The sequence below is a fragment of the Comamonas kerstersii genome (genome assembly GCF_002056725.1).
Lineage (GTDB): Bacteria > Pseudomonadota > Gammaproteobacteria > Burkholderiales > Burkholderiaceae_C > Comamonas > Comamonas kerstersii.
The window spans coordinates 1,640,496-1,666,513 of the sequence record NZ_CP020121.1; the positions used below are offsets into that span (position 1 = coordinate 1,640,496).

At 58.3% G+C, this 26,018-nt stretch carries 25 protein-coding genes and 1 pseudogene; 21 read left to right on the forward strand and 5 right to left on the reverse strand.

The window, feature by feature from the left end; genetic code table 11:
- The first annotated feature begins 21 nt into the window (after positions 1 to 21).
- From B5M06_RS07620 to B5M06_RS07645, 6 genes are all read left to right on the forward strand, one after another.
- On the forward strand, positions 22 to 1,203 hold the full coding sequence (locus B5M06_RS07620) for an isovaleryl-CoA dehydrogenase (protein WP_054065898.1): 1,182 nt from the start codon (positions 22 to 24) through the stop codon (positions 1,201 to 1,203).
- 50 nt (positions 1,204 to 1,253) lie between these two features.
- The gene (gene can, locus B5M06_RS07625) at positions 1,254 to 1,916 is read left to right on the forward strand and encodes a carbonate dehydratase (protein ID WP_054065897.1); all 663 of its coding nucleotides are present in this window, start codon (positions 1,254 to 1,256) and stop codon (positions 1,914 to 1,916) included.
- 32 nt (positions 1,917 to 1,948) lie between these two features.
- Positions 1,949 to 3,748 (forward strand): bifunctional isocitrate dehydrogenase kinase/phosphatase, encoded by a 1,800-nt coding sequence (aceK, locus tag B5M06_RS07630; RefSeq protein ID WP_054065896.1) that lies wholly within the window; start codon positions 1,949 to 1,951, stop codon positions 3,746 to 3,748.
- Positions 3,749 to 3,801: 53 nt separating this feature from the next.
- Positions 3,802 to 4,992, forward strand: coding sequence for an acetyl-CoA C-acyltransferase (locus B5M06_RS07635; RefSeq protein ID WP_054065895.1), 1,191 nt, complete (start codon positions 3,802 to 3,804; stop codon positions 4,990 to 4,992).
- Between the two features lie 65 nt (positions 4,993 to 5,057).
- Entirely contained in the window at positions 5,058 to 5,723 is a 666-nt protein-coding gene (locus B5M06_RS07640) for an SDR family oxidoreductase (RefSeq protein WP_054065894.1), read from the forward strand.
- Between the two features lie 117 nt (positions 5,724 to 5,840).
- Positions 5,841 to 6,971 carry an acyl-CoA dehydrogenase family protein gene (locus tag B5M06_RS07645; RefSeq protein ID WP_054065893.1) on the forward strand — a complete coding sequence of 377 codons (1,131 nt, stop codon included), beginning with the start codon at positions 5,841 to 5,843 and terminating at the stop codon, positions 6,969 to 6,971.
- A gap of 281 nt (positions 6,972 to 7,252) precedes the next feature.
- On the opposite strand, the gene B5M06_RS07650 is transcribed toward B5M06_RS07645, so the two are convergent.
- A complete protein-coding gene (locus B5M06_RS07650; RefSeq protein WP_054065682.1) occupies positions 7,253 to 8,344 on the reverse strand; it encodes an IS630 family transposase in 1,092 nt (363 codons plus the stop codon).
- A 71-nt stretch (positions 8,345 to 8,415) separates the two neighbouring features.
- Positions 8,416 to 8,937, reverse strand: a complete 522-nt coding sequence (locus B5M06_RS07655; RefSeq protein ID WP_054066379.1) for an ImmA/IrrE family metallo-endopeptidase — start codon at positions 8,935 to 8,937, stop codon at positions 8,416 to 8,418.
- A 124-nt stretch (positions 8,938 to 9,061) separates the two neighbouring features.
- On the opposite strand from B5M06_RS07655, the pseudogene B5M06_RS07660 reads away from it, so the two are divergent.
- From B5M06_RS07660 to B5M06_RS07670, 4 genes and pseudogenes are all read left to right on the forward strand, one after another.
- Positions 9,062 to 9,907, forward strand: a pseudogene (locus tag B5M06_RS07660) (transposase family protein); the annotation flags it as partial.
- Positions 9,898 to 10,233: an integrase core domain-containing protein gene (locus B5M06_RS17760; protein ID WP_476695883.1), complete on the forward strand. Its 336-nt coding sequence runs from the start codon at positions 9,898 to 9,900 to the stop codon at positions 10,231 to 10,233. The pseudogene B5M06_RS07660 and the gene B5M06_RS17760, both read left to right, overlap by 10 nt.
- Before the next feature lie 83 nt (positions 10,234 to 10,316).
- Positions 10,317 to 11,279 carry a protein-methionine-sulfoxide reductase catalytic subunit MsrP gene (gene msrP, locus B5M06_RS07665; protein WP_054067313.1) on the forward strand — a complete coding sequence of 321 codons (963 nt, stop codon included), beginning with the start codon at positions 10,317 to 10,319 and terminating at the stop codon, positions 11,277 to 11,279.
- Positions 11,279 to 11,902, forward strand: a complete 624-nt coding sequence (locus B5M06_RS07670; protein WP_054067314.1) for a protein-methionine-sulfoxide reductase heme-binding subunit MsrQ — start codon at positions 11,279 to 11,281, stop codon at positions 11,900 to 11,902. The genes msrP and B5M06_RS07670 overlap by 1 nt, the downstream gene beginning before the upstream one ends.
- Here B5M06_RS07670 and lptM read toward each other — a convergent pair.
- Positions 11,879 to 12,067, reverse strand: coding sequence for an LPS translocon maturation chaperone LptM (gene lptM, locus B5M06_RS07675; protein ID WP_054067315.1), 189 nt, complete (start codon positions 12,065 to 12,067; stop codon positions 11,879 to 11,881). The two genes, B5M06_RS07670 and lptM, sit on opposite strands and share 24 nt — an antisense overlap.
- 12 nt (positions 12,068 to 12,079) lie before the next feature.
- Between lptM and cyaY the strand changes: the two genes are divergently transcribed.
- The gene (gene cyaY, locus B5M06_RS07680; protein WP_054067316.1) at positions 12,080 to 12,418 is read left to right on the forward strand and encodes an iron donor protein CyaY; all 339 of its coding nucleotides are present in this window, start codon (positions 12,080 to 12,082) and stop codon (positions 12,416 to 12,418) included.
- A 61-nt stretch (positions 12,419 to 12,479) separates the two neighbouring features.
- Here the strand turns inward: cyaY and B5M06_RS07685 are convergent, their stop codons facing one another.
- Entirely contained in the window at positions 12,480 to 14,864 is a 2,385-nt protein-coding gene (locus B5M06_RS07685) for a penicillin-binding protein 1A (protein ID WP_080025200.1), read from the reverse strand.
- 264 nt (positions 14,865 to 15,128) lie between these two features.
- Between B5M06_RS07685 and B5M06_RS07690 the strand changes: the two genes are divergently transcribed.
- The 10 genes from B5M06_RS07690 (at position 15,129) to B5M06_RS07735 (ending at position 24,910) form a co-directional block, all read left to right on the forward strand.
- Positions 15,129 to 16,208, forward strand: coding sequence for a pilus assembly protein PilM (locus tag B5M06_RS07690; RefSeq protein WP_054067318.1), 1,080 nt, complete (start codon positions 15,129 to 15,131; stop codon positions 16,206 to 16,208).
- The gene (locus B5M06_RS07695) at positions 16,205 to 16,807 is read left to right on the forward strand and encodes a PilN domain-containing protein (RefSeq protein WP_054067319.1); all 603 of its coding nucleotides are present in this window, start codon (positions 16,205 to 16,207) and stop codon (positions 16,805 to 16,807) included. The genes B5M06_RS07690 and B5M06_RS07695 overlap by 4 nt, the downstream gene beginning before the upstream one ends.
- Positions 16,804 to 17,469, forward strand: coding sequence for a type IV pilus inner membrane component PilO (locus B5M06_RS07700; RefSeq protein ID WP_054067320.1), 666 nt, complete (start codon positions 16,804 to 16,806; stop codon positions 17,467 to 17,469). The genes B5M06_RS07695 and B5M06_RS07700 overlap by 4 nt, the downstream gene beginning before the upstream one ends.
- On the forward strand, positions 17,466 to 18,011 hold the full coding sequence (locus tag B5M06_RS07705) for a pilus assembly protein PilP (RefSeq protein ID WP_054067321.1): 546 nt from the start codon (positions 17,466 to 17,468) through the stop codon (positions 18,009 to 18,011). Before B5M06_RS07700 ends, B5M06_RS07705 begins: the two co-directional genes overlap by 4 nt.
- Entirely contained in the window at positions 18,011 to 20,089 is a 2,079-nt protein-coding gene (locus B5M06_RS07710) for a type IV pilus secretin PilQ (protein ID WP_054067322.1), read from the forward strand. The genes B5M06_RS07705 and B5M06_RS07710 overlap by 1 nt, the downstream gene beginning before the upstream one ends.
- Before the next feature lie 70 nt (positions 20,090 to 20,159).
- On the forward strand, positions 20,160 to 20,711 hold the full coding sequence (locus B5M06_RS07715; protein WP_240184020.1) for a shikimate kinase: 552 nt from the start codon (positions 20,160 to 20,162) through the stop codon (positions 20,709 to 20,711).
- Between the two features lie 94 nt (positions 20,712 to 20,805).
- Complete coding sequence (gene aroB / locus B5M06_RS07720) at positions 20,806 to 21,936, forward strand: 3-dehydroquinate synthase (RefSeq protein ID WP_054067323.1); 1,131 nt, start codon at positions 20,806 to 20,808, stop codon at positions 21,934 to 21,936.
- Between the two features lie 67 nt (positions 21,937 to 22,003).
- Positions 22,004 to 23,179 carry a deoxyguanosinetriphosphate triphosphohydrolase gene (locus B5M06_RS07725; protein WP_054067324.1) on the forward strand — a complete coding sequence of 392 codons (1,176 nt, stop codon included), beginning with the start codon at positions 22,004 to 22,006 and terminating at the stop codon, positions 23,177 to 23,179.
- 232 nt (positions 23,180 to 23,411) lie between these two features.
- The gene (locus tag B5M06_RS07730) at positions 23,412 to 24,020 is read left to right on the forward strand and encodes a DUF1415 domain-containing protein (protein ID WP_054067325.1); all 609 of its coding nucleotides are present in this window, start codon (positions 23,412 to 23,414) and stop codon (positions 24,018 to 24,020) included.
- 8 nt (positions 24,021 to 24,028) lie between these two features.
- Entirely contained in the window at positions 24,029 to 24,910 is an 882-nt protein-coding gene (locus B5M06_RS07735) for a class I SAM-dependent methyltransferase (protein WP_054067326.1), read from the forward strand.
- A gap of 84 nt (positions 24,911 to 24,994) precedes the next feature.
- On the opposite strand, the gene B5M06_RS07740 is transcribed toward B5M06_RS07735, so the two are convergent.
- Positions 24,995 to 25,990 (reverse strand): Bug family tripartite tricarboxylate transporter substrate binding protein, encoded by a 996-nt coding sequence (locus tag B5M06_RS07740; RefSeq protein ID WP_054067327.1) that lies wholly within the window; start codon positions 25,988 to 25,990, stop codon positions 24,995 to 24,997.
- Positions 25,991 to 26,018: the final 28 nt, after the last annotated feature.

Below are 26,018 nucleotides of genomic sequence, written 5' to 3' on the forward strand. Positions count from 1 at the left end.
AACAAACCCAAGGAGACAGACATGAGCCAGTTGCCCGGATTGAACTTCCAGCTCGGTGAAGACATTGACGCACTGCGCGACGCCGTGCGCGAATTTGCCCAGACCGAGATTGCGCCCCGTGCGGCCGAGATTGACCGCAGCGACCAGTTCCCCATGGATGTCTGGCGCAAGTTCGGTGAACTGGGTGTGCTGGGCATTACCGTGCCCGAGCAGTACGGCGGCGCCAACATGGGCTATCTGGCCCACATGGTGGCCATGGAAGAAATCTCGCGCGCCAGCGCCTCCGTGGGCCTCTCCTATGGCGCGCACTCCAATCTGTGCGTGAACCAGATCAACCGCAATGGCACGGAAGCGCAAAAGCAAAAATACCTGCCCAAGCTGATTTCTGGCGAGCACGTGGGCGCACTGGCCATGAGTGAGCCCGGGGCGGGCTCGGATGTCATCAGCATGAAGCTCAAGGCCGAAGACAAGGGCGGCTACTACCTGCTCAATGGCAGCAAGATGTGGATCACCAACGGGCCAGATGCCGACACGCTGGTGGTCTATGCCAAGACCGAACCTGAAATGGGTGCACGCGGCGTCACAGCCTTTCTGGTCGAAAAAGGCATGCCGGGTTTTTCGATTGCGCAAAAGCTGGACAAGCTGGGCATGCGCGGCAGCCACACGGGCGAACTGGTGTTCAACAACGTGGAAGTGCCAGCAGAGAACGTGCTGGGCCAGGTCAATGGCGGTGCCAAGGTGCTCATGAGCGGGCTGGACTATGAGCGCGCCGTGCTCACGGGCGGCCCGCTGGGCATCATGCAGGCGGTGATGGACAACGTGGTGCCCTATATCCACGACCGCAAGCAGTTTGGCCAGAGCATTGGCGAGTTCCAGCTCATCCAGGGCAAGGTGGCTGACATGTACACCGTGCTGCAGGCCGGGCGCTCCTTTGCCTACACCGTGGCCAAGAACCTGGACATGCTGGGCAGCGAGCACGTGCGCCAGGTGCGCAAGGACTGCGCCAGCGTGATTCTGTGGTGCGCCGAGAAGGCCACATGGATGGCTGGTGAGGGCATACAAATCTATGGTGGCAATGGGTATATCAATGACTATCCCCTGGGCCGACTGTGGCGAGATGCGAAACTCTACGAGATTGGCGCTGGCACCAGCGAGATCCGTCGCATGCTGATTGGCCGCGAGTTGTTCGCGGAAACCTGCTGACGGTTCTGGCATGGGCTGCGCCATTTCCCACACAAGAAAGGAAACACCACATGACAACCACATCCATTGAACAGCTCTTTGTCCATAACAAGGAGTGGTCGGAACAGATGGAGCGTGATCGCCCCGGGTTCTTTACAGGTTTGATGGCGCAGCAAAAGCCCAAATACATGTGGATTGGCTGCTCGGACAGCCGCGTCCCTGCCAACCAGATCACGGGCCTGGAGCCAGGTGAAGTGTTCGTGCACCGCAACGTGGCCAATGTGGTCGTGCCCAGTGACCTGAACTGCCTGACCACCATCCAGTACGCGGTGGACCACCTGAAGGTGGAGCACCTGATGGTCGTGGGCCACTACGGCTGCGGCGGTGTGCTGGCTGCGCTGGAAGGCGTGCGTCTGGGTCTGGCCGACAACTGGACCCGCCACGTGCGCGATATCCGCGACAAGCACTATGAGCTGCTCAAGGCCACCCCTGTGCAGCACCGCCACGACGTGCTGTGCGAACTTAACGCCATCGAGCAGGTGGTGAATGTGGCGCAGAGCACCGTGATGCAGGATGCCTGGGCCCGTGGCCAGAAGGTGTCGCTGCACGGCTGGTGCTACAGCCTCAAGAACGGTCTGATTACCAACCTTGAAATGACCGTGCCCGGAGTGGGCGGCCTGCACGAGGTGTATCTGGCAGCCGTGGAAAAAGTCGCTCAACGTAAGCGCGACTGACAAACTGCCTGGGAGGAGCGAGAATTTTTGCCATGTTTCCGCAACGACTCGATGCTCCTCAGGCTTATGCCATTGCCCTTGCGATGATGGAGGGCGTAAACCGCCACTACCAGCGGTTTCGCGCCACCTCGCAGGCGGCGAAAACGCGTTTTGAGCAGGCCGACTGGATCGGCCAGCAACGTGCCCAGAGTGAGCGCATTGCTTTCTATGACCAGCGTGTGCACGAATGCGTGCAGCAGCTGAACACCGAATTCAACGCAGGCAGCCTACCCATGGTCGTGTGGCAGCAGGTCAAGCTGCACTACATTGGCCTGATGGTGGGGCATCTGCAGCCGGAGCTGGCGGAGACGTTCTTTAACTCCGTCACCACCAAAATCCTGCACCGCACGCACTTTCAGAACGACTTTATCTTTGTGCGGCCAGCCGTCAGCACAGAATATCTGGAAGCGCCGGGAGAGCCTGCCTTCCGCGCGTTTTACCCCAGCAACCTCGATGCCCTGGTGCCTACGCTGCACAGCGTGATCGGGCACTTTCAGCTCCAGGCACGGTTTGAGAGTCTGAGCCGTGACATCACCCTGCTGGCTGCCCGCATCCGCCAGCGCCTGCAGGGGCTGAGCCTGCGTGCCAATTTTCAGATTCAGGTGCTCAGCAGCCTGTTCTTTCGCAACAAGGGTGCCTATGTGGTGGGCAAGATCATCACGGGTTATACCGAAATTGCGCTGGCCATTCCCATCCTGCATGCCAGCAACGGCCGCGGGCTGGTGCTGCATGCCGTGCTGCTGGACGAAGAAGATCTGCACGGCCTGTTCAGCTTTGCACGCGCCTATTTTCTGGTGGACATGGCCGTTCCTAGCGCCTATGTGCAGTTTCTGCACGGTCTGATGCCACGCAAGCCGCGCAGCGAAATCTATAGCGCTCTGGGGCTGGCCAAGCAGGGCAAGACCCTGTTCTACCGCGACCTGCTGCACCATCTGCGGCACAGCACGGACAAGTTCCGCATTGCTCCCGGCATTCAGGGGCTGGTGATGCTGGTGTTTGACCTGCCGAGCTTCCCTTACGTGTTCAAGCTCATCAAGGACAAATTCCCCGCGCCCAAGGAAATCACGCGCGAAGAGGTGCAGGCCAAGTACCGCCTGGTCAAGCAGCACGACCGCGTAGGCCGCATGGCGGACACCATGGAATACAGCATGGTGGCGCTGCCCATGGACCGCTTTTCGCCCGAGCTGCTGCAGGCCCTGCAGGCCCAGGCGGCCCAGCACATTGACATCAGCGACCGCGATGGCGATGGGCAGCTGGAAGTCATCATCGACCACCTCTACATCGAGCGCCGCCTGCTGCCGCTGAACATGTTTCTCAAGGAGTGCATGGATGCCGGGCTGGACCAGCCCGGCCCGCGTGCTGCCCTGGAGCGTGCCGTGCTGGAGTATGGCAATGCCATCAAGGACCTGGTGGCAGCGAACATCTTTCCCGGCGACATGCTGTGGAAGAACTTTGGCGTCACACGCGGCGGCAAGGTGGTGTTCTACGACTATGACGAGATTGAATACCTGACGGCGTGCAACTTCCGCGTCGTACCCGCCCCGCGCAATGAAGAAGAGGAAATGCGCAGCGAGATCTGGTGGCGTGTAGGCCCCGGCGACGTGTTCCCGGAGACCTTTGCCTCCTTCCTGCTGGCCCACCCGGCGGTGCGCGATGTGTTCATGCGCTACCACGCCGATCTGCTTACCCCCGAATTCTGGAAGGCCCACCAGGCGCGCATTGCGCAGGGCCATCTGCACGATGTGTTCCCTTATGACCGCAGCCGACGCCTGCTGCCGGATGTGGTGCATTAGGGCGATGTTTTTTGACAGTTCAGTACAACGATTCACACCACAAGGAGACCTGTATGTCACAACACCAAGATCCCATCGTCATCGTCAGCGCCGCACGCACGCCCATGGGTGCGTTCATGGGCGACTTTGCCGATCTGGCAGCGCACGACCTCGGTGGCGCAGCGATCAAGGCCGCCGTCGAGCGCGCAGGCATTGCGCCGGAACAAGTCGATGAAGTGCTGTTTGGCAACTGCCTGATGGCGGGGCAAGGCCAGGCACCAGCACGCCAGGCGGGTTTCAAGGGCGGTCTGCCGCAGAGCACGGGGGCCGTGACCTTGTCCAAGATGTGTGGCGCGGGCATGGAAGCCACCATCCTCGCCCACGACCAGCTGATTGCTGGCAGCCGTGACGTGATGATCGCCGGTGGCATGGAGAGCATGACCAATGCCCCCTATCTGCTGAAAAAAGGCCGTGCTGGCTATCGCATGGGGCATGACAAGGTCTATGACCACATGATGCTCGACGGCCTGGAAGACGCCTACGAAGCAGGCCGTTCCATGGGTACTTTTGGCGAAGACTGCGCTGCCAAATACCAGTTCACGCGCGAGCAGCAGGATGCGTTTGCCATTGCCAGCGTGCAGCGCGCACAGGCTGCCGCGCAAAGCGGTGCGTTTGATGCCGAAATCACGCCCGTCACGGTCAAAACGCGCAAGGGCGAAATCACCATCAGCGTGGACGAAGGCCCTGCCAAAGCCAAGCTGGACAAGATCAGCAGCCTCAAGCCCGCGTTCAAGAAGGATGGAACGATCACGGCAGCGTCGAGCTCCAGCATCAACGATGGCGCGGCTGCCATGGTGCTGATGCGCCAGTCCACCGCGCAGCAGCTGGGCTGCAAGCCGCTGGCCAGGATCGTGGCCCACGCTACGCATGCGCAAGCGCCCGAGTGGTTCACCACCGCCCCCGTAGGCGCGACACAAAAAGCCCTGAAAAAAGCGGGCTGGAGTGTGGAAGACGTAGACCTGTGGGAAGTGAACGAAGCCTTTGCCGTTGTGCCCATGGCGCTGATGGCCGAGCTGAACGTACCGCACGACAAGGTCAACGTGCACGGCGGCGCCTGCGCACTGGGCCACCCTATTGGTGCCAGCGGTGCACGCATCATCGTCACCTTGATTCATGCGCTGCAGCGCCATGGCAAAAAGAAGGGCGTGGCCACGCTGTGCATCGGCGGCGGTGAAGGCACAGCCATGGCGATTGAGTTGCTATAAAGAGTGAAGCTGCCAGCGCAGATGCAGCAAGCGCTGGCAGCCAATTTGTTGCATAGGAGGAAGTGATGGCAACGGTACTGGTGATTGGCGCATCGCGCGGCATAGGTCGCGGTCTGGTGCAGGCCTGCGTGGAGCGTGGCGACCGTGTCATTGCGACCGTGCGCAAGGCAGCAGATGTGCAGGCACTGCGCGACGCAGGTGCAGAGGTACTGGTCGTTGATGTGGCGCAGCCCGCCAGCGTCAGCGGCCTGGCCTGGCAGCTTGATGGTGAGGAAATCGATCAGGCCTGGTATGTGGCCGGTGCCTGGGATGGCAGCAGCGCCCACACGCCACCTACGCAGCCCGACTTTGACCGCGTCATGCACACCAATGTGCTGGGTGCCATGCAGGTGCTGCCCCAGGTCATGCCCTGTGTGGAGGCCGTCGGCGGCGTGATGGTCTGCATCAGCTCCATGATGTCGCGCCTGTCACAGGCTGAAAGCCGTGCGTGGCTGTACCGCACCAGCAAGGCCGCGCTCAACATGGTGGTGGCCTGCGCGCAAGAACAGTGGCAGGGCGCGCATGTGATTGCCATGGACCCCGGCTGGGTGCAGACCGACATGGGCGGTGAGGGTGCAAGCATCAGCGTAGAAGAATGCGTGCAGGGCATGCTCGCCACCGTGGCGCAGCTGGACGATGCCGACAAAGGCAGCTTTGTGCGCTACGACGGCCACCGCTGGGAAGATTGGTGAAAAAACCATAGCTGCTTGCGTTTGAAAAATAAGGATTTCCGATAGGTTTATTGCTGAAAACAAGCAATATCAAGCGCTGGCAGCTCTCTTTTTTAAGAAAAACAGCAAGGAGACAAGATGCTGCTGAACGAAGACCAACAGATGATCCGCGACGCCGTACGCAGCTTTGTGCAGGCGCAGATCACCCCGCACGCCGCACGCTGGGACAAGGAACACCACTTCCCCAAAGACGTGCACCAGGGGCTGGCCGCGCTGGGCTGCTACGGCATCTGCGTGCCTGAGCAGTATGGCGGCGCAGGGCTGGACTATCTGAGCCTGGCCGTGGTGCTCGAAGAAATTGCCGCAGGCGATGGCGGCACCAGCACGGTGATCAGCGTGACCAACTGCCCGGTCAACGCCATCCTCATGCGTTACGGCAGCGAGGCGCAGAAGCAGCAGTGGCTCACGCCGCTGGCCAGGGGCGAGATGCTGGGCGCGTTCTGCCTGACAGAGCCGCATGTGGGCTCGGACGCCTCCGCGCTGCGCACCACTGCTGTCCGGGAGGGCAATGACTACGTCATCCACGGCGTGAAGCAGTTCATTACCAGTGGCAAGAATGGGGATGTGGCCATTGTGATTGCGGTGACGGACAAGGCCGCAGGTAAGAAGGGCATGAGCGCGTTTCTGGTGCCCACCTCCAGCCCCGGCTACATCGTGGCACGGCTCGAAGACAAGCTGGGCCAGCACAGCAGCGATACGGCACAGATCAACTTTGATCACTGCCGCATTCCCGCTGAAAACCTCATCGGCGCGGAAGGTGAGGGCTACAAGATTGCCCTGTCTGCGCTGGAAGGGGGGCGCATTGGCATTGCCGCACAAAGCGTGGGGATGGCCCGTGCGGCCTTTGAATGCGCGCTGCAATACAGCAAGGAGCGCGAGAGCTTTGGCCAGCCCATCTTCCACCACCAGGCCGTGGGCTTTCGCCTGGCCGATTGCGCCACGCAGATCGAGGCGGCACGCCAGCTGATCTGGCATGCAGCCAGCCTGCGTGATGCCGGGTTGCCGTGCCTGAAAGAAGCGGCCATGGCCAAGCTGTTTGCCAGCGAAATGGCTGAGCGCGTATGCAGTGCCGCCATCCAGACACTGGGTGGCTATGGTGTGGTGAGCGACTTTCCCGTAGAGCGCATCTACCGCGATGTGCGCGTGTGCCAGATCTATGAAGGCACGAGTGATGTGCAGAAGATCCTGATTCAGCGCGCGCTGGCCTAGGGCGTGTTCACGTAAACATTGGGTTCGCGCAGCCACGACAAGGCCGTCAATGCGCGGCGCACGGCGCAGCGCGGGTGCGCACCCGCGTCAGGCGGGCAACACTGCAGGGGCGGCCTTGTCGTGGCTGCCCCTGATATTGAAATCACCAATGGGGTTGAAGGCTTGGGGCGGTCTGCGTTGTTACGGTGGCTGGCAAGGCGCTCGGCATTGCTGCGCCACCGCGCCTAGCAGCCCATCCCCAAGCCTTCAACGCGAATTCCCAAGCTTTATGTGAACACGCCCTAGTGTCCTGTCCCGCTGATACGTGAGCAAAGTCGATGCAGCTTTTCGAGGATCGAATCTGCGGTGGCGGTCCACTTGAACGGCTGGCAGTTCGCGTTGTGGGCGGCGACGAAGTGATCGATGCGCTGGACGAGTTGCTTGACGCTGGTGAAGGATCCGCGGCGAATGGCCTTGTCGGTGATCAGCGCGAAGAATCGCTCGACCTGGTTTAGCCACGAGCTGTAGGTTGGGATGAAGTGCATGTGCCAGCGCGGCTTGGTGGCCAGCCAGGCCTTGACCTTGGGGTGGCTGTGGGTGGCGTAGTTGTCGCAGATGCAGTGAACGTCCAGCTCGAGCGGCACGGCCTTGTCGATCTCGCGCAGGAAGGACAGGAACTCCTGATGCCGATGTCGAGGCTTGCAGGCGGCAAGCACCGCGCCGTTGAGCACGTTCAGCGCTGCGAACAGCGTTGTAGTGCCGTGGCGCTTGTAGTCGTGCGTAACGCCCTCGACGTAGCCCAATCCCATGGGCAGCATCGGCTGCGTGCGCTCCAGGGCCTGGCACTGGCTCTTTTCGTCCACGCAGATCACCAGCGCGTTGTCCGGCGGGCTCAGGTACAGGCCGACCACGTCGCGCAGCTTCTCAATGAAGAAGGGGTCGTTGGACAGCTTGAAGCCTTCAGTGCGGTGCGGCTGCAGCCCAAAGAGCTGGAAGTAACGCGCGACGCTGGTCTTGGAGATGCCTGTCTCAGCGGCCACCGAGCGCACACTCCAGTGCGTCGAGCCGTCGGCCGGCTTGGTGTGCAGAGTCGTATTGATCAGCTTCGCCACGCGCTCGTCGTCGATCGTGCGCGGCTTGCCGGGGCGCACGTCGTCGTACAGACCAGGAATGCGCCGCTCAATGAACCGAGCGCGCCACTTGCCGACCGTGGCCTTGGTGAGCTTCAAGCGCTCGGCAATGGCGCTGTTGAGTTCGCCATCGGCGCTGCTCAGAACGATGCGCGCCCGATTGCTCAGCGCAGCAGGCAGCGAGCGGCTCCGAGCAAAAGACTGCAGCTGCGCGCGCTCCTCGTCCGACAGCAGCAATTCAACCTTCGGTCTGCCCGTTCTCATCGCGGTATCTCCGTTCCCAAGATGCCGCAATGGCATGCACGATTAATGCCAGAAACTAACGGGACAGGACACTAGGTATCGATAACGACGCTGTGCTTGCTGCGCACGGCGTGCGCTGGCAGCTTCAGCCCCAGATCCGCCAGACGCTGTTTGACAAACAAGGCAGGCACGGCAAATACGTGGGCCAGTTCCTCCAGATCACGCGCACGCATGTCCTCGAGGGCGTAGCGCAGTGCGGGCTCAGGCATGAGCAGGCGCAGCGCGAAATCATTGGCTTCTACGGCGTGGCGCTGGTCAAAATCCAGCCGGAAGTCTTCGCTCACAGGAATGTGCTGGCTCATACCAGGGCGCAGGTGGTGCAGAGCGACATGGCCCAGCGCATGGGCCACGGCATAGCGTAGCAGTGCAGGGGGCAGCTGGCGGTTCAGCGTGATGGTGGCGCGGTTGTCCGGGGTGATGGTCAGCTGTGCGTTGGTCGCCAGCGTATCCTGTAGCTGCAGCCCTACGCCCATCTGTTTCACGATATGGGCGACGTTGACGGGAACCGTCTGGTCCCAGTGCAGTTTCAGAATGCCTTCAGCCAGCAATGCCATGGCCGCATTATCACAGGCGGCAAAGTACCTCAGCAAAACGGGATTTGGGCTTCCCCCTGAGTCAGAATAGTTGTCACCTCGATAGAAATCGAATGAACAGGGGCGAAGACAGTAGAGGAAACAAGTGGCTCGATACGGACAAGCCTTCAAAGATAGCGTGGTGGCGAAGTTGCTACCGCCGCAAAGCGCCTGTTTGCAGCAGGTCTGGCTGCAAACAGGGGTGAGTGAATCCACGTTGGAGCGTTGGCTCAGTGATGCCTTGGCCAAGCCCGCGCAAGTGACGCAATGGACACCAGCAGCCCGCTTTAATGCGCTGCTGACCACGGCTGCCATGGATGAGCACAGCAAAAACGAATGGTGTCGCAGCCATGGGATTTATCCGCAGGAGCTGGGGCAGTGGCGGCTCAGTGCAGAGCAAGGCTTAGGCGCTCAGGCATCTGATAGCAGTGCCAGCACACGCAAGCAAGATCGCAAACGCATACAGGCGCTGGAGCGTGAATTGCCGCGTAAGGAAAAGGCCTTGGCAGAGACGGCAGCGCTGCTGGTGCTATCAAAAAAACTCGAGGCGATGATGCGAGAGGACGGGGAAGAATGATTCCCTTGGATCACCGCCAGAAACTGGTCCGGGACATTGATCAGGCACACCGTGAGGGTGCCAGGTTGCGAGCTGCATGTGAAGTCGCAGGAATTGATGTGCGCACTTTGCAGCGTTGGCGCAGCAACGCTGCTGGCAGCTGTATTGGTGCCGATAGACGCCCAGATGCGGTACGCATTGACGCAGGCCGAACGCCAGGAGATCTTGCGTGTGGCCAATGAGCCTAGATTTGCAGACATGCCACCAGCTCGTATCGTGCCCATGCTGGCTGATGAAGGGCGCTATATTGCCAGCGAGTCAAGCTTTGCCCGGGTGCTGCGTGCGCATGGACAAAACCGCCACCGTGGGCGGATGACAACGCCTTTGTGGAGTCGCTGTTTAAAACAGCCAAGTACCGCCCAGAGTTCCCAGTCCAAGGAATGCAATCACTGGCACACGCCAGGCAATGGGCCGCTGAGTTTGCACACTGGTACAACCATGTACACCGCCACAGCGGCATCCAGTATGTGACCCCGTATCAGCGCCATACCGGTCAGGACATCGAGATCCTGCGCAAACGCAGACAAGTTTATGAACAGGCCAGGCAGACGAGGGCTGCCCGCTGGAGCCGCCATACCCGCAATTGGCATCACATTGACCATGTGGCTTTGAACCCAGAAAGGATCAGCGTCACCGATCAAAAAATACCCTTCGCTGCATAAATGAGGCGACAACTAAACTATCTTGACATGCTTCGGCTTGTCCAGAGAATGCATCAATAGCGCTTTTGGACAAGGAGGTTCGGATGGTAATTCGCAGCAGTGAGATCACCCCCCAGTCGGTGTATGAAGGGCGCAGGCAGTGGCTCAAATGGGTGGTCAGTGGCGTTGCCGGGGCCAGCATGGCGGCATGGGCCCAGCGTGATGCGCTGGCCAGTGCCGCATCTTCGGAATGGATGCCTTTGTCGTCTACCCCTTCCAAGCTGGCAGGTGCATGGACCGATGAAAAGCCAACGCCCCAGAAAGATGCCACCAGCTACAACAACTTCTACGAATTTGGGGTCGGCAAGGACGATCCAGCACGCTATGCGCATGCCATGTCTGTGGACCCATGGACGGTAGAGATTGAAGGCCTGGTGCACAAGCCTGGCAAATGGGCGCTGGAAGATCTGCTCAAGCTCAGCCCCATGGAAGAGCGCGTCTATCGGCTGCGCTGTGTGGAAGGCTGGAGCATGGTGATCCCGTGGATTGGCTACTCCCTGTCTGAGCTGATTCGCCGGGTGGAGCCCATGGGCAGCGCCAAATATGTGGAGTTTGTTTCGCAGGCGGACCCGCAGACCATGCGCGGCCTGCGCAGCCGTGTGCTGGATTGGCCCTACACCGAAGGGCTGCGGCTCGATGAAGCCATGAACCCGCTCACCCTGCTGGCCTTTGGCATGTATGGCCATGTACTGCCCAAGCAAAACGGTGCACCTGTGCGGCTGGTGGTGCCATGGAAGTATGGTTTCAAGAGCGCCAAGAGCATTGTCAAGATCCGTTTTCTGGAAGAAATGCCTGCTACGGCATGGAACAAGGCGGCCCAGCACGAATACGGCTTTTATTCCAATGTGAATCCGGATGTGCCGCATCCGCGCTGGAGCCAGGCAACGGAGCGCCGCATCGGTGATGGCGGTCTGTTTGCGCCCAAGCGCAAGACGCTGCTGTTCAACGGCTACGCCGATCAGGTGGGGCAGCTCTACCAGGGCATGGACTTGAAGCGTAATTTCTGATGGCAGTGCAAGTCATCAATACCTGGCTGCTGAGTCGCTGGGCCAAGCCCGTGGTCTGGCTGCTGGCGCTGGCACCTGTGATCTGGCTGGTTGTGGCCACGGTCACGGACAATCTCGGCGCTAATCCGGCAGAGGCGCTGATTCGTTCTACGGGCGATTGGGCGCTGCGCGGCCTGTGCATTGCGCTGGCCGTCACACCGCTGCGCCAGCTCAGTGGCTGGAATGCGCTGGCGCGCTTTCGCCGTCTGCTGGGGCTGTTTGCGTTTTTCTATGTGCTGCTGCATGCCATCAGCTTTTTCGGGCTGGACATGGGCTGGAGTCTGGCAGCCACCTGGGACGATATTGCGCAGCGCCCCTTCATTCTGGTGGGTGTGCTGGCTGCGGTGATTCTACTGTCACTGGCGCTGACCTCACCACGCTGGGTGCTGCGAGCCATGGGCGGCAAGCGCTGGCAGCGCCTGCACCAGGGTGTACACCTGGCGGCATGGCTGGCATTGCTGCATTTTTACTGGATGCGCGATGCCAAGAACAATACCGCCGAGGTCTGGATCTACGCCGCCATCGTGCTGTTGCTGCAGGGCTGGCGTGTGTACCAGCGCCTAGCGCTCAGCCGCAGGCTCTGACTGCAAAGGCAGTGAGGGCGTCATGCTTTCCGGCAGCGTGGCGCGGTTTTGCGCAGCTGGTTCTGTGGGCAGATACAGAGGGCCACGCTGGCCGCAGGCGCTCAGTGCTGCCACACAGGCGGCAAGGGCAATGCAGCGGACTAGAATTTGTGAAGGATTCAACATGGGTGGATTGTAATGACCGACACTGAGTATTTAGACAGAGCCGAACAACTCCTGCTGGCCGTGGAGCGGGCATGTGACCGTCTCAACGATGAAACTGACGCAGATATTGATGCACAGCGTGCAGGCGGAATGGTGACCTTGGTGTTCCCCAATTGTTCCCAGATCGTGATCAATCTGCAAAAGCCGCTGCATGAGGTGTGGATGGCTGCCAGGGCTGGTGGTTTTCACTACAAGTTCGATGGCTGCACCTGGCAGGACACCAAGGGTAATGGCGAGTTTTTCGAGAACCTGAGCCGCTTTGCGAGCGAGCAGTCCCATCTGCCATTGACGTTCAGCGCCAAGCTGGATTGATCGACGACATTTGAGCAACTGCAATTGAAAAAGCCCGGTGTTGATACACCGGGCTTTTTGTTTAGTTGCGGAACAGATCCAGAATCCTGCTGCGCTCTTCAGGCAGCGGTGCTTCTGTAGGGACGTTGGGATCAAACTCACCGGCTCCCATGCCCAGGCTGGTCAGACCGGCTGCGCCTGCAAACTCATCGTAGAACCATTCGCCGTTCATGTTCACAACACCTGCTGGCACGGGGTAGGAGGCCACAGGCACATCCTTGAGGGCGTGCTGCATGAAGTTGATCCAGATCGGCAGACTCAAGCCACCACCCGTTTCGCGGGAGCCCAGGTTGCGGGGCGTATCGTAGCCAATCCAGGTCACTGCTGTCAGCGTGGGCTGAAAGCCCGCAAACCACGCATCCACCGCATCGTTGGTGGTGCCGGTCTTGCCGTACAGGTCTGGGCGCTTCAGTGTGCTTTGTGCACGGGCGGCGGTGCCTGATTTGGCCACGGTCTGCAGCATGCTGTTCATGAGGAAAGCATTGCGTGGATCGATGACGCGCTGGGCTTCAGACAAAGGCTGGGGCACATATTCCCAGAGCGTATGGCCCTTGGGGTCTGTGATCTTGGAAATCAGCCAGGGATCAATGCGGTAGCCACCATTGGCAAAGACCGAATACGCCACGGCCATCTGCATGGGCGTGACAGAGCCAGCGCCCAGTGCCATGGTCAGGTAGGGCGGGTGGCGTGCTGCATCAAAGCCAAAGCGTGCAACCCACTCCTGTGCGTACTTGGGTGTGACGTATTCCAGAATGCGAATCAGCGGAATGTTCTGTGACTTGGCCAAAGCCGTGCGTGCAGACATGGGGCCGTCGAACCTGTTGCTGTAGTTGCGAGGCTCCCAGGGCTGACCACCGGTGACGTTAGAGCCGTAGAACAGCGGGGCATCATTGAGGATGGTGGCTGGGCTCAAGCCTTTTTCCAGCGCAGCGGAATAGATAAATGGCTTGAAGGCTGAGCCTGGCTGGCGCCACGCCTGGGTGACGTGGTTGAACTTGTTTTTCTGGAAGTCAAAACCACCGACCAGTGCACGGATGGCACCATTGCGTGGGTCCAGCGCCACAAAGGCACCTTCCACTTCGGGCAGCTGCGAGGCCGCCCACTTGCCCTTGGAGGTCTCAATGATGCGGATGACCGCACCGGGGCGTATCTTGATGTTGGGGGCAGCCTTGGCGCTCAAGCCAGATTCCACAGGCTTGAGACCTTCGCCTGTAATCACCAGGGTTTCGCCGTCAGGGCGCTGCACCTTCATCGACTTGGGGCTGGCTTCCAGCACCACGGCAGCCAGCAGGTCCCCGTTGTCGGGGTGCTGTGCCAGTGTGTCGTCGATCACATCTTCCAGTAGCGCGGCGTCACTGGGCAGTGCGATGAATTTTTCCGGGCCACGATAACGCTGGCGGCGTTCGTAGTCCGTAATGCCTTTGCGCAGTGCCTGATAGGCAGTTTCCTGCTCACCCAGGTTGATAGTCGTGTAGACGTTCAGGCCGCGGGTATAGGCTTCATCACCGTACTGTGCGTAGACCAGTTGACGCGCCATCTCGGCGACGTAGTCGGCATGGCCGGTGGTGTTGCGGCTGGCAGTGCGCAGACGCAGGGGCTCTTCACGGGCTTCGCTTGCCTGCTCGGCAGTGATGAAACCGTTTTCCTCCATGCGGTCAATGATGTAGAGCTGGCGGATGCGGGCGCGTCTGGGGTTGCTGATGGGGTTGTAGGCTGATGGGGCTTTGGGCAGTCCTGCCAGCATGGCGGCTTCCGCAATGGTGATGTCCTTGAGCGGCTTGCCGAAATAGGCTTCGCTGGCAGCAGCAAAGCCGTAGGCGCGATGACCCAAAAAGATCTGGTTCATGTAGATCTCAAGAATCTTTTCCTTGCTCAACAGGTGCTCAAGCTTGAAGGTCAGCAGGATTTCGTAAATCTTGCGGGTGTAGGTCTTCTCAGACGACAGATAGACGTTGCGGGCGACCTGCATGGTGATGGTGGAGGCACCCTGGCTCTTGACCTTGCCCAGATTGGCCAGGGCGGCACGCATCATGCCGATGTAGTCCACGCCTCCGTGCTCGAAGAAGCGTGTGTCTTCAATCGCCAGCACGGCATCCACCATGACCTTTGGAATGTCCTGGATAGGGGTCAGTGTGCGGCGCTCTTCACCAAACTCGCCCAGCAAGGCACCTTCTGCGGAGTACACGCGCAAAGGCAGCTTGGGACGGTAGTCAGCAAGCTCGGAGACATCGGGAAGATTGGGATATGCCATTGCCAGCGCAATGGCAGCCACCATGGCTGCAGCTACAGCACCGGCGGCGCACAAACCGAACAGCCACAGCAACGCTCGCAATAGCCAATGTTTGCGTGGAGGTGTTTTTTTCTTGGAGGGGGTTTGCGAGTTGCTGGATTCGGGAGAGATAGGCATGACGCTCCACTCAAAAGAGAGACGTCATTATAGAAAACAGCCATTGGCCGCGATGGGGCAGGGGCAGAGCTTGTTGCAAGCTTTACGTTATTCACACGGATGGGTGCAGAAAGCAACCGTATAGCGCACAAGCGTGTATTTTTGACAACGATTAATTGATGGAATGCTGATCTGAGTGCGTGGTCGTCTCCATTCCTTGCTGATAGCATCGCCCCGCGATTGTGTGAATATTCATATCAAAGTGAAACAAGAAGGGAGGGGCCTGTGATCTCAATGGGATCCCTTTTTAAGAGGAAGAGTGCACCACTGATCGGTCTCGATATCAGTTCTTCAGCCATCAAGCTGGTAGAGCTGGATCAGGATAGGCAAGGCAACTGGGTCCTGGAGCGATTCGCATCCGAGCCGTTGGCCGCAGAGAGTGTCGTCGATGGCAATATCGAGAAATTTGACGATGTCTCAGAAGCGCTCAAACGTTTGCTGAAGAAAAGCGGTACGCGTACCAAGCATGTGGCCTTGGCGCTGCCGCATTCTTCTGTGATTACCAAAAAAATCATTCTTCCGGGGAATCTCAGCGAGCAGGAGCTGGAAGTTCAGGTCGAGGCTGAAGCCAGTCAATATATTCCCTTTCCGCTGGAAGAGGTGAGTCTGGACTTTTGCGTCGTTGGCCCTAACGAGAAAAGCCCCAGCGATGTCGATGTGCTGCTTGCCGCCACGCGGAAGGAGAAAGTCGAGGAGCGCAACAACCTGGCTGTGATTGCGGGACTGTCTCCCGTGGTGATGGATGTGGAGTCCTATGCATCCAGACTGGCAGCAGGGCTGGCCATGCACACATTGCCAGATGCAGGCGTCGATGCCTTGATTGCCTTGGTCAAGGTAGGTGGCCGTGGCTTTAGTCTGCAGGTCGTGCGCAACGATGACATTCTGTATGACAGTGAACAGGGCACTGGCGGCGCTCAACTCACACAGAGGATTGCGCGCCAATATGGCATGAGCGTGGAAGAGGCAGAACTGAAAAAGCGTACCGGTGATTTGCCCGCGGATTATCAGGAGACCGTGCTGCAGCCCTTCGTCGCCAGTCTGGCCAATGACATCGCCCGTGCATTGCAGTTTTTCTACACCAGTACGCCCTATCACAGCGTCCAGCAAATTTGCATGTTTGGTGGCGCGGCCATGGTCGAGGGGCTGACCGAAGCCGTGCGGCAGCAGACCCAGGTCGAGGTCAGTGTGCTCAATCCTTTTGAGCACATGGCACTGGCTCCTACGGTGCATCAAAGTCGACTCAAAAAAGAAGCAGCCATGTACCTGACAGCATGCGGGCTGGCCATGCGGAGGTTCTTGAAATGATTTTGATTAATCTGCTTCCGCATCGTGAAGTTGCACGCAAGCGCCGCAAGGAGGCATTTCAGGTCACCATGTTTCTTTCTGCGCTGGTGGGGGTACTGCTGGCGGCCTTGGTGTACTGGTTCATGCAAATGCGCATAGAGACTCAGCAGGAAAGAAACGCTTTTCTGCGCTCTGAAATAGAAGTGCTCAATAAGCAGATCAAGGAAATTGCCGGTCTGGAAGGTGAAATTAAAGCTTTGCGCGAACGCCAGAAAGCGGTGGAAGCCTTGCAGGCGAACAGAAACCTGCCTGTTCATTTGCTCAATGAGCTGGTCAGGCTGCTTCCTGAGGGCGTCTATATTTCTTCCATCAAGCAAAATGGCTTGCAGGTAGAAATCAAAGGCGTTGCGCAGTCCAATGAACGCGTGTCTGAGGTCTTGAGAAACTTCTCGACCAAAACGTCATGGTTTCAAAAACCGGATCTCAAGGAAATTGTTGCAAGTACAGTTGATCTTTCGTCCAAGGACAAGCGAAAAGTCGTCAACTTCATTATGCAATTTACCTTGGTTTTGCCTGAAAGTGCCTCAGAGGCTGAGGGGAATGAAAAGGCGAAGTTATGAGAAAAACAAAAAAATACGCCCTGCAGGATCTGACTACCTATGCACAGAATGTGCAGGAACAGTTTAAAGATCTGGATCCTAAGGATCCTTCCTTGTGGCCTGTTTTGCCGAGAATCTTTTTGTGTGCAGCTATCGCACTCATGGTGCTCGGTGGCGCGTGGTATTTTTTATTGAGCAGCATGGAGGAAGATCTGAATGCAGAGCGCGAAACTGAAACCAGCCTGCGTTCAGAGTATGAAACCAAATTGCTCAAAGCCGTCAGTCTGGATGCCTTGAAAAAGCAGCGAGAGCAGGTTCAGCAATATGTACAGCAGCTGGAAAAGCAGCTGCCCAGCAAATCTGAAATGGCTGCACTGCTGTCAGATATCAATCAAGCCGGTTTAGGGCGCAGTCTGCAATTTGAGCTTTTCAAGCCTGGTGCAGAATCTGTGAAGGACTATTACGCGGAGCTGCCAATTACGGTGAAAATTTCCGGTGCATTCCATGATATTGGTATGTTTGCTTCAGACATTGCACATTTGCCACGCATTGTGAATTTGAGCAATATGTCGATTGGGCCGAAAGGCAATGAAGGTGTGCTGGCACTGGATGCAACGGTACATACCTATCGCTACCTGGATGCAGAAGAAGTGAATGCCAACCGGAAGGGGAAGTCTAAATGATGCGCGGAAAAACGATTTTCTTGGCATTGTTGGCATCTTCCATGCTGGCGGGCTGTTTCGGATCTGAGCATGAAGATTTGCATGAGTGGATTGGGGTACAGAAATCCATGGCAAAGCCCAGAGTACAGCCTCTGAAAGAGCCATCCGTTTTTCTGCCACAGGCTTATGAAGCTTCCACGGAAATGGATCCCTTCAATATGCTGAAGCTGACGCAGGTATTGCGCAGGGAAACAGAGAAAAATACGGCAAATACAGCATTGCTGACGGCTGAACAAAATCGCCGCAAGGAAGAACTGGAAAGCTATCCGCTGGACAGTGTCACCATGGTTGGCAGCCTGAAAAAAGGCAATCAGCGCATTGCTTTGCTGAGGGTCAACCAGTTGATTTATCAAGTGGGTGTAGGTAATTATCTGGGCCAGAACTATGGCCGCATTGTTCAAATTGAAGAGAACAGTATCAAGCTGAGGGAAGTTGTTCAGGATGCCGCCGGAGATTGGGTGGAACGAATGGCAACGCTTGATCTGCAAGAGGGGGGCAATTGATGCTAGAGAAGAAAATCTTGATACCTGTTCGCTGGGCGCTGGCTCCGATGCTGGTGTGTACGGGCGCTGCAGCATGGGCTGCCAGCGTGCAGGCTGTGTCTGGCTCGCAGCAAGGCGGTGGAGAGGTGGTTCGTATTGAACTGTCGGAACCGCTGAAAGATGCCGTGACAGGTTTTGCCATTCAGTCACCTGCACGCATTGCATTGGATTTACCCGGTGCCACGAACGCCATGGGGCAGTCTCTGGTGGATTTGCAGCAGGGCAACCTGGATACGGTGAATGTGGTTGAGGGCACAGGACGCACGCGCGTGGTGCTGAATCTGAAAGCCCCCACGACTTACCGGACGCAGGTAGATGGCAATGGCATTCTGGTGTTTCTGGATCCAGTCAAACGTACGGCGTCGACGATTGCGCCGGTGCAATCGACCATGCGTCAGCATCTGGCCAGCAAAGAGGTGGATGCAAGCACGCCTGGGGCTTTGAAAAACATTGATTTCCGTCGTGGAAGCGATGGTGCAGGGCGCCTGGTGGTTGATCTGGGATCGGCCATGGTGAATGCCGATGTGCGCAAGGAAGGCAAGGGCCTGACGATTGATCTGCTCAATTCCAGCTTGCCTGCTGAGCTGCGCAGACGCCTCGATGTGGTTGACTTTGCCACACCGGTGCAGATGATTACGGCCAGCCAGAATGGTGATCGTGTGCGTCTGCAGGTCGAAGCCACAGGCGACTGGGTGCACAGTGCCTATCAGAGTGATGAGCAGTTTGTGCTGGAAGTCCGTCCCAAGAAGGTTGATCCGAACAAGCTGAGCCAAGGGCCAGGCTTCACCGGTGAGCGCCTGTCGCTGAATTTTCAGAATATCGATGTGCGCGCCTTGCTGCAGGTGATTGCTGACTTTACGAATTTCAACATCGTGACGTCGGACACTGTGGGTGGCTCTCTGACTTTGCGTCTGAAGGACGTGCCCTGGGATCAGGCGCTGAACATCATCATGGAGGCCAAGGGCCTGGGCATGAAGAAAAACGGCAATGTGCTGTGGATTGCCCCCAAAGATGAGATTGATGAGCGCGCCAAGCGTGACTTTGAAGCAGCACGTGCCATTGAGCAGCTGGAACCTCTGCGTACACAGGGCTTTCAGATCAACTATGCCAAGGCAGAAGACATCAAGAACCAGATTGCAGACAACAGTGGCAACAGCGAGGCCAGCACGCGTTTCCTGTCACCCCGTGGCTCTGCCATAGCAGAAGCGCGCACCAATCAGCTGTTTGTGACCGATATTCCCAGCAAGCTGGAAGAAATTGCCCAGCTGATCAAGAAGCTGGATATCCCTGTACGCCAGGTCCTGATTGAAGCGCGCATTGTGGACGCGCGTGACAGCTTTGGCCGTTCGCTGGGCGTCAAGTTCGGCGGGGGCTACAACCGTGCAGGCCGTGGCAGCATTGGCAGCCAGTATTCCAGTTACGGTACCAAGAGTGATGCACCGTTTGTGAATCTGCCTGCAGGCCTGTCTACAGGTGGTGACCCAGCATCGCTGGCGCTGAGTGTTTTTAATTCTTCCATGACGCGCTTTTTGTCGCTGGAGCTCTCTGCCATGGAGGCCGAAGGCGCAGGCCGTGTGATTTCCAGCCCTCGGCTGCTGACCGCCGACCAGAAGGAGGCCGAAATTGCACAGGGTACGGAAGTGCCGTATTCGGAAACCGCTCCCAATGGCGCCAGCACGACTTCTTTCAAGAAGGCCGAGCTGCGTCTGCAGGTCAAGCCCCAGATCACACCTGAAGGCAACATTATTTTGACGCTCAAGGTGAACAAGGATGCCGTAGGCGGGTGGACCAATACCGGCGTGCCCATGATTGACACCAAACGTGTGGAAACCGAAGTGCTGGTGGAAAACGGTGGCACCGTGGTGATTGGCGGTATTTTTGAAATGGAAGAGTCCAACCAGGTCAACAAGGTGCCGGGACTGGGGGATATTCCCGTTGTCGGCAATCTGTTCAAGAGCCGTACGCGTGAGACCTCCAAACGCGAAATGCTGGTTTTCATCACGCCACGCATGGTGGCGGATGCAGTCGTCAGCAATTAATCCGTATTTGTCGGTGACAATCAAAGACCGCCTTCTGGCGGTCTTTGTGCATCTGAATCAGGAAGTTGCTGTGCATTTTTCTCTTATCGGCCTGCCAGGCTCCGGAAAGTCCACGATTGGCCGACAGCTGGCCAAGGCTTGGAAGCTGCGTTTTGTGGATGTGGACCATGCGATTGAGCAGCGCATTGGCTGCAGCATTCGTGAGTTTTTTGCAGCGCATGGTGAGGCAGCATTTCGTGATATCGAGACACAGGTGCTGGCAGAACTGCTGCAGCTGTCGGAGCGCTGCGTGCTGTCGACGGGTGGCGGTGCTGTCTTGCGTCCAGAAAATCGCCAGGCATTGAAGGCGCACAGCACAGTGTTTTACCTGCAAGCTTTGCCGGAAGATATTGCACGGCGGTTGCGCAATGACACGACACGTCCCTTGATGCAGGGTGAAGACCCGCTCAAGCGCCTGAAAGAGCTGCAGCAGGTGCGTGGACCGCTGTATCTGGAGACAGCGCATTACGTGGTGGATGCTGTCCGGCAGAGCCCTACCCAGCTCAGCCGCAAAATCTGCATGCAGGCCGAGCTGGCCGGCCTGTTGCCCAGCACAGGATGTTGCGAAGCACTGGGCGATTAAAGTTATAAAAAAACTGCCAGCATTTGCTGTGCAACGTGATGGATTTTCTTCAGCAAGGCCGCATACGGCCTTGTTGGTTTAACGAGAGCATGCCGTGACCACACATTCGAGCCAGACCGTTCAGATTGATTTAGGCGACCGTTCCTACCCCATCGTGATTGCAGCGGATGTGCTGCAGCAGGCTGCTACGTTTGCTGGCTGTCCCAGTGCTGCGCAGGCCGTGATCGTGACCAATGTGACGGTGCAGCCTTTATATGCGGCCCAGCTTCAGGCCGCACTGGCAGCCAAATATGCCCACGTACATACCGTAGTACTGCCTGATGGGGAGGCGTACAAGGACTGGCAGACGCTGAACCAGATTTTTGATGCATTGCTGGGCCATGGCTGCGACCGCAAGACCGTGCTGTTTGCACTGGGTGGCGGTGTGATTGGCGATATGACGGGCTTTGCAGCAGCCTGCTACATGCGTGGCGTGCCCTTTGTGCAGGTCCCGACCACGCTGCTGTCGCAGGTGGACTCCAGCGTGGGCGGAAAGACTGCTATCAATCACCCGCTGGGCAAGAACATGATTGGCGCCTTCTATCAGCCCCAGCTGGTGGTGTGTGATCTGGCTTCGCTTGACACGCTGCCAGCGCGCGAAGTCTCGGCGGGGCTGGCTGAAATCATCAAATACGGCCCGATTGCGGACATGGCCTTCTTTGAATGGCTGGAGGCCCACATCGACGACCTGCGCCGTCTCGACCGTCAGGCACTGCTGCATGCCGTCAAGCGCAGCGTGGAAATCAAGGCATGGGTGGTCGGTCAGGATGAAAAGGAAGCCGGCCTGCGCGCTATCCTGAATTTCGGCCACACCTTTGGTCATGCGATTGAAGCGGGCATGGGCTATGGCAACTGGCTGCATGGTGAGGGTGTGGGCGCTGGCATGGTCATGGCCGCGCATCTGTCGCAACGGCTGGGCTTGGTCGATGCCGAGTTTGTGCAGCGCCTCACGCGCCTGATTGAACGTGCAGGCCTGCCAACCCGTGGTGCGGTCATTGATGCTGCAGACAATGCGGGTGCCTATCTGGAGCACATGCGGGTGGACAAAAAGGCCGAAGCAGGCGCGATTCGTTTCATACTGATCGACGGACCAGGCAAGGCCGTATTGCGCTCGGCACCGGATGCCCTGGTGCGTGAGGTGATTGATACCTGCTGTACGCAGGGGGTAGGCATTCAGACGCAATAAAAAGAGCATTCAGCGCTTGTGTGACAAGCGCTGTAGCCATTTTTTTATATGAAATTCAGGAGGGTGCATGCAGTCATTTCAGCTGTCTCCGTGGGCCTGTCAGCCCGACGCTACGCGTGGGCGCAGATACGCTGAGCCTGCAGCACCTACGCGTACGGAGCACCAGAGGGACCGCGACCGCATCGTGCACTCCAGCGCCTTTCGCCGCCTGGTCTACAAGACGCAGGTCTTTGTGAACCATGAGGGCGATCTGTTTCGCACGCGTCTGACGCATTCGCTGGAAGTGGCGCAGCTTGGCCGATCCATAGCACGGCCGTTGGGGCTGAATGAAGATCTGGTCGAAGCCATTTGCCTGGCGCATGATCTGGGACACACCCCATTTGGGCATGCAGGTCAGGATGAGCTGAACGCCTGCATGCAGCACTTTGGCGGCTTTGAGCACAATCTGCAAAGCCTGCGTGTGGTGGATCAGCTGGAAGAGCGCTACCCACAGTACGATGGCCTCAACCTCAGCTTTGAAACCCGCGAAGGCATTCTCAAGCACTGCTCGCGCAGCAATGCACTCAAGCTGGAAGCACAGGAGCCGGGTGGCGTAGCTGCACGTTTTCTCAACGGCGGTCAGCCTTCGCTGGAGGGGCAGCTGGCGAATCTGGCAGACGCGATTGCCTACAACGCACATGATGTAGACGATGGCGTGCGCTCTGGCCTGATTACGCTGGAGCAGTTGCAGGAGGTGCCGCTGTTTACGCACTTCTACACGCAGGTGCTGGCAGATTTTCCGCAGCTGGCCGAGCCTGAGGCGCAGCGACGCCTGCTCTATGAAACCATTCGCCGCATGCTGAGCGAGCAGGTGTATGACGTCATCCACAGCACCCGCCAGCACATTGCGCATGCCGGGGTGTGCCATGTGGATGAGGTTCGCGCCTGCAGCAAAGCGCTGGTGCGCTTCAGCCCAGACATGCAGGCGCAGACCCAGGCGCTCAAGCGCTTTCTGTTCCATGCGCTGTACCGCCATGACCAGGTCATGCAGACCATGGAGGCTGCGCGCCAGGTGGTGCGTGATCTGTTTGCGGCTTACATGCAGCAGCCAGGCATGATGAAGCCCCGCTTTGCGTTAAGAGCGCAGCAGGCCGGGAGCGAGGCTGACATGGCTCGCACGGTCGCAGATTTTGTGGCTGGCATGACAGATCGTTACGCAGCCAAGGAGCACGAACGCATCACAGGGATGAAACTGTTGGGATAGTCCCTGGCACGGCAGTACTGTCATTTGCGCGTATCTGGAGATACGGCAGCAGCAAGACTGGCGCTTGGCTAGAATGCGTGCAACAACACAAGGGGGCGAGCAGCCCCCATTTGTTTTTAGACCCGTTCACACGGCCTTGATACCCTGTTGCATTGCCTGCAGTACCCGTTACTGTCTGGGCTGGTGCCTTGTTTCAACCGGAAGTGTTAACAGCTCTGAAAGAAGTCGAACCATGACCGATACCACCACAGACCGCTCCTTTCCTGAAGACATCGTCATCGCCGATACGGTGCGCTGGCTGGAAAAGGCCGTGATTGGCCTGAATCTGTGCCCATTTGCCAAGAGCGTGCATGTCAAAGGCCAGATCCACTATGTGGTGAGCCAGGCCACCGATGCCGAAGGTGTGGCCATGGATCTGCACCGCGAGCTGGAGGCATTGGCCGAGATTTCGCCGGAAAAGCGCGATACCACCTTGCTGATCCTGCCGCAGGCGCTGCAGGACTTCCTGGACTTCAACGATTTCCTGGAAATCGCAGATGCCATGGTGGAAGAGCTGGATCTGGGGGGCATCTTGCAGGTCGCTTCCTTCCACCCGCTGTTCCAGTTTGAAGGCACAGATGTGGACGATGTGACCAACTGCACCAACCGTGCACCCTATCCCACACTGCACCTGCTGCGCGAAGACAGTATCGACAAGGCTGTGGAAGCTTTTCCAGAAGCCGAAATGATCTATGAGCGCAATATGAAAGTGCTGGAAGACATGGGTATTGTGGGCTGGCTGGACCTGGACGTGGCAGCACGTTGCCCTGTGACTGGCCACGGCCCTGAAGATAAGCACTGATTCAAAAAATGGCGAAAAACAACAAGGCTGGCAAAGGCCAGACCCAGACGGCTGCGCAGGATATTGCTGCACAGCTGGACCTGAAACCCGGTCAAAGCATTGAGCTGCTCAAGGCGCTGCATATCCTCACGCGTGACGGCAAGCTCAACCAGGACTCGCGCCGCAAGCTCAAGCAGGTGTATCACCTGTATCAGTTCATTGAACCCATTCTGAAAGAGCTGGGCGAGAACGATCACGCCGTCACCCTGGCTGACCACGGGGCTGGCAAGTCCTATCTGGGCTTCATCCTGTATGACCTGTACTTCAAGGCGCAGGGCAAGGGCAGCATCTACGGCATTGAAACCCGCGCACCACTGGTGGAAGCCTCGCAGAAGCTGGCCGCAGACCTGGGCTTTGAGCGCATGCATTTCCTGAACATGTCGGTGGCAGAGTCCACGCATGCGGACTTCATGCCCGAGCGCTTTGATGTGGTCACTGCTTTGCATGCCTGCGATACCGACACGGATGATGCGATTGCCTTTGGCCTGGAGAAAAAAGCCAAGGCCATGGTGCTGGTGCCCTGCTGCCAGGCGGAAGTGGCAGCCTGCCTGCGCCAGACCAAGGCCCTGAGCCTGTCGCGCACGCCGCTGGCTGAGCTGTGGCGCCACCCGCTTCACACGCGTGAAATGGGCAGCCAGATCACCAATGTGCTGCGCTGTCTGTATCTGGAAGCTTGTGGCTATCAGGTGACGGTCACGGAGTTGGTGGGCTGGGAACACAGCATGAAAAACGAGCTGATCGTGGCGCGTTACACTGGCCATAAAAAGCGCAGTGCGGCAGAGCGTCTGCAGCAGTTGCTGACCGAATTCGGCCTCGATGCGCTGGCCGAAACACGTTTCAAACTGCCATAAAAAAACGCCGATGGCGAAAGCACATCGGCGTATGAAAACAGGAGGAGACAACGGCAGGCAGATGGCGGCCTGCCGGAATGGCGCTTACACCTCAGCGCCAGACTCTTTCACGACCTTGCCCCACTTGGCGGCTTCGGACTGGATGAAGGCTTCAAACTCGGCGGGGGTATCAATCACCACTTCGCCACCCTGGTCGGCAATCTTCTTGACCACGGCGGGGTCCTGGAGCACCTTGGTCAGAGCGCTGTGCAGCTTGTCCAGCACAGGGGCCGGCGTGCCTGCAGGGGCCCACAGACCAAACCATGATGTCGCTTCATAGCCTGGTACACCTGCTTCGGCGATGGTGGGTACATCAGGCAGCTCGGGTGAGCGCTTGGCAGTGGTCACGGCAATCGGGCGCAGCTTGCCTGAACGAACGTGCTGGATGGCCGATGGCATGTTGTCAAACATGACGGCAATCTGGTTGCCCAGCAGGTCAGACACAGCCGGGGCACTGCCCTTGTAAGGAATATGCGTCAGCTCAGCGCCCGTCATGCTCTGGAACAGCGCGCCAGACACGTGAGGAGAGGCTCCGGAGCCGGGCGAGCCATAGGTCACATCACCAGGGTTGGCCTTGGCATAGGCAATCATTTCCTGCACGGTCTTGTAGGGGCGGCTGGGGTGGGCGACCAGCAGATTGGGCACGGTGGCCACGCGGCTCAGTGGCGTGAAATCCTTCAGCGGGTCGTAGGGCAGCTTTTTGTACAGGGACTGGTTGATGGCGTGTGTGCCCACGGTGCCCATGAACAGCGTATAGCCATCAGCCTTGGCACGTGCGGCCTGCTGTGCGCCAATATTGCCGCCCGCACCGGGCTTGTTCTCGATGATGATGCTCTCGCCCAGCTCCTGGCCCAGAGCCTGTCCGACGATGCGGGCCAGAATATCGGTGGTGCCTCCCGCAGAGAAGGGCACGATCATGGTCAGAGGCTTGCTGGGAAAGTCTGCCTGAGCCAGTGCGCTGCCCATGCCTGTGGCCAGCAAAGCCGCTGCAACCAAAGTCTTGATGCCTGTACGGCGGGTAAAAGTCTTGGAAGCCAACATCAACGTCTCCTTAGAACAGATGTCTTGA